The sequence below is a fragment of the Stenotrophomonas sp. 05L44_2 genome (assembly GCF_056665995.1).
This window is the reverse complement of the sequence record NZ_JBFTNR010000438.1, coordinates 1-3,609: the sequence shown is the minus strand read 5'-3', so window position 1 is coordinate 3,609 and position 3,609 is coordinate 1. Positions and strand designations below refer to the sequence as shown.

5 protein-coding genes are annotated in these 3,609 nt (G+C 60.3%); 2 read left to right on the top strand and 3 right to left on the bottom strand.

Going from position 1 to position 3,609, the window contains the following annotated elements:
- Positions 1 to 79 (top strand): DUF6766 family protein (locus tag AC1VAN_RS15140; RefSeq protein ID WP_480986108.1); only part of this gene is annotated, 79 nt, incomplete at its 5' end.
- A 2-nt stretch (positions 80 to 81) separates the two neighbouring features.
- On the top strand, positions 82 to 639 hold the full coding sequence (locus AC1VAN_RS15135; RefSeq protein ID WP_480986107.1) for a cysteine hydrolase family protein: 558 nt from the start codon (positions 82 to 84) through the stop codon (positions 637 to 639).
- 70 nt (positions 640 to 709) lie between these two features.
- Here the strand turns inward: AC1VAN_RS15135 and AC1VAN_RS15130 are convergent, their stop codons facing one another.
- The 3 genes from AC1VAN_RS15130 to AC1VAN_RS15120 are packed head-to-tail and all read right to left on the bottom strand — an operon-like array spanning position 710 to position 3,591.
- Positions 710 to 1,258, bottom strand: coding sequence for a DUF4376 domain-containing protein (locus AC1VAN_RS15130; RefSeq protein WP_480986106.1), 549 nt, complete (start codon positions 1,256 to 1,258; stop codon positions 710 to 712).
- Position 1,259: 1 nt separating this feature from the next.
- On the bottom strand, positions 1,260 to 2,558 hold the full coding sequence (locus AC1VAN_RS15125) for a carbohydrate binding domain-containing protein (RefSeq protein WP_442251171.1): 1,299 nt from the start codon (positions 2,556 to 2,558) through the stop codon (positions 1,260 to 1,262).
- 10 nt (positions 2,559 to 2,568) lie between these two features.
- Positions 2,569 to 3,591, bottom strand: coding sequence for a hypothetical protein (locus AC1VAN_RS15120; RefSeq protein ID WP_480986105.1), 1,023 nt, complete (start codon positions 3,589 to 3,591; stop codon positions 2,569 to 2,571).
- Positions 3,592 to 3,609 lie beyond the last annotated feature (18 nt).

Here is a 3,609-nt window from a genome sequence, read left to right as displayed (position 1 = left end):
GCTGACGATCTTTCTTCGCCAAAAGGACTCGCCGCAATCGAAGCCCGTACATGCGCCGCACGCTCAAACTGGAGACTGACCTTGGAGAGATCGCCAGGCAATACGGCATTGCTGATCATCGACATGTTCAGCCGCTTTGACTTCCCCGACGCAGCGCGCTTGGCACCGATCGCTGTAAAAGCTGCGACAGAGATCCTTCGCCTAAGGGAACACTGCGATTCAAACAACTGGCCGGTGATCTACGCAAACGACAACTTCTCGGACTGGAAGCTGGATTTCCAACAACAAGTCGCTCAATGCCTGAGGAATGGTGGCCCTTCAGCACGTATCGCCAAGCTCTTGTCACCAAAGCCCGATCACTACTTTGTCCTAAAGCCAAAGCACTCAGCGTTCCTCGCGACCCCATTACCAATCTTGTTGGCCAAGCTGGGTGTGCGTCGTCTCTGGTTAAGCGGTATGACTGCCGACTCATGCGTGCTGGCAACGGCTTTGGATGCCAATGCCCGCGAGTATGAAGTTCATGTCGCACTCGAGGCAACGGGGGGACAAGCCGCTAGGAAGCATCGGGCGTTACAAACACTGTCAGAATCGAAGGCGGCTGGCGTGGCGCGCGTTGCGTCGCTCCTTCGCAATAGCTGACTATTTTTTGGCACATGGCCGCAATCTGGCCGCAGGCCATGTTGTGGCAGCGTGATGGATGAGGTCGGAGTCAGTCCGCACCCAATCCAGCGACAGGTGGGCTTTCGTGCCCCAGGCCGGATTCCGATGGCCAGCCGCCCATCACGTCGTAGGCGTCCACGTCAGCCTGCGTCTGCAACTGCTCGATTGCGTCATGGTGCGCGCGCTCGGCGGTGAAGCAGGCCTGCAYGTGGGCGGAGATGGCCAGGGCGATACCCTGCAGCTCCGGCGCGGTCAGCTGCACCCACCCACTTTGTGCCTTGAAGTCCACCGATTCCAGCCCGCCGAGCTGAATGGCCGACAGAACGCCGCTCAGGCGGTTCTGATCGTCAAGGTTGGTGCCGACTTGCACGCCTGCGATTGTGATACCACCAGTCTCGCGGTTCCAACGTTCCGCAGTTGCTGCAGCCAGCAGATCCGCTTTGACCTCGGCCAGCGACTTGGCAGGCATCACCGGCAGCGGTGTGTTGCCATCGTCCAGCCATTTTTCGTAGTCGTCCCACATCCAGTGGCCACGAGGGATGTTGGCACCTGTACCAATGCAAAGAATCATGTCGGGGTTTTCAGTGAGTTGGTACACGTTAGAACTCCGCGTCTGCAGTGAAGTGGAACCAGCCACCGAAGGTGCCAGCGTTGTTTACCCAATTGATTTCGCAGCCGCCTTCGCTCAGCCCGCGAACGGTGGGGACGCCGCTACTGTCTGCGTTGTCTGACATTGTGACTTTGTTCGGGTTGCCGGAAACGGCGCCGTACACTGTGACAGCCGGAGAAGTTCGCATGCTGACCGGGAACCGCAACGCATACGCCGTAAAGCTGGGTGAGTTGGTCCCGGAAATTTGCAGGCCCGTTGCAATCCGCCCGGGATCAGAGTTGGGCGTTCCTGCCTTGGTCGCCAAAGCGTAAGACTTAGAGTAATACCGCTGACACAGCAGCAATTCCTGTCCCACTGGGCGCCAGTCGTATTCGGTCGCCGTGGGGCCTTTCTCCATTTGCACTTGCGCCACTTCAAACAGGCCGGTTTGCCCGATCAACTGCCCACCAAACAGAGCTGGTCGGTCATCGGAGTAGAAGAACGTAAAGAGCAGGGCGTTACCGCCGCCCACCGTCTTACCGACGATTGAAGGCACGTCAAAGGTGACGCTGTACTTGGTGAACGTCGTGGTGAGGGTAATCACGTCCGGCGCAACAACTTGCACCAGCGCTGATCCACCACTACCGAAGTGCTGCTGAATCAGCAAGCCCACCTTCTTGCCCGCCACACCGCTGCGCATCCAGAAAGACACTGTGGCCTTCCCGCCTGCAAATGAATGCACACCCTCAATCCACTGGCCTACCCACGCCGATGTGACGCCGGAAACCACATTGAAACCGAGGAACCGCGTGGAATCTGGAATCTCGCCTGGGGTGGTTGAGCCAAGCCCCCAGTTACTTGTCACACCGGCCCCTGCTGAAGAGCAAATCCAACGGTCCGCCGTATAGGCTGCAGAGTTGGTGATGGTGCCAGGGTTGCCCCGCTGGTAAATGTCGAAGTTGCCATTGATGATGCGATTCTTGCCGAGGATGCGTGCCGACAACGAAGCATCAGCATTGGCACGCGCCGTTGCCTCAGCCTGCACTGCCGCGACGCGATCGGCGGTTTCCTTCGTGATAAGTGCGTGCTCTGCGTCGATTCGTCCAGCTAAGGCAGCATCGGCCGCAGCGCGCGCAGCGATCTCCTCGTCCAACCGCGCACCCGTTCCAGCTGTGCCACTCTCCAGCGCCTCCAACCGCTCTTCTGTCTCGGTGATGTTGGCGTTGTGCTTGATGTTGGCCGACCGTGTCGGCTCACCGAAGCGGCCATTTGGCTGCGGCGTATCAATGTCGATGTGTCGAAGTGCCATATCTGCTCCGTTACATTTCTACCGAGATCATCGATAGGCTTTGAGTGATGGTCTGCTGCTGGAACGTGCCAGACGTGTGCGTCACATCCTGGGCGGTGAACCCAGTGATGACGGCGCGGTACTGCATGGTTTCCGAGCTGGGGCTTGTGTCGTTCACGGTGAACGATCCACCCCAGTTCGATACGGCGCGGTCGGATGTGTCCGGCTCGTTCATGATGTTCACCGAGCCTCCGACGTTCAGCACCTGCCACAGCGTTTCGGCGTTGTTGCCGACCTTGCGGTAAATGTCGACGCGGGCTGTGTTCTGACCCGCCCCTGCTACGAAACCGGACGGGCCCAACGAGGTCTGCACTCGTTCATGCCGACGCGTAAAGCTCACGGTCACCGTTCGCACGCGGCCGTTGGTCGCAAACGGTCCATTCACCAGCTCGGTTCCGATGGTCTGCGTTGTCGTGGTCTGGACCGCGTTGCGCAGCACGCCTGCCGACAGCTGGCCACCGAAGTAGGCGCTGCCGTTGGCGTCCATCCACATCATGGCGTTGGTCTTCGACGCTGCGGCCGCGCCCACGTTGGGGCCAAAGTAGTCGATGAGGTTGTCACCGTTGGCACCGAAGCCGGGACCGATGATTCTCTGAGCTGCCCCCTTCCAGACACGCAGGTAGCCGTTGCGCCACTCCATGCCCTCGGCAGCGCCGTTCGGTGCCACGATCTCCATGCTGCTGGTCAGGAACCGCAGGCTGACCACGTTGCCGTCGTTACCCAGTTCCATACCACCAACCAACGGACCGTTGCCGCCGTCGGCGATCAGGTGCAGGAACGCTTTTGCCAGCACCTGCGCCAGGCCACCCTCGGTCTGCACGACCCGGGCTTCCATGCCCTGCACCACCTGCGCGCTGGCCTTGCCGTCCAGGTCGACGCGCACGCCCTGCAGTGACTCGGCCACCGCCTCGATGCCGTCGGYGTTCTGCTCGACCGATGATCGCAACTGCGAGACGGCTTCGGCCGATGCCTTCCCCTCCAGCTCAACCTGCACGGTGTCGATCCGCTGCGC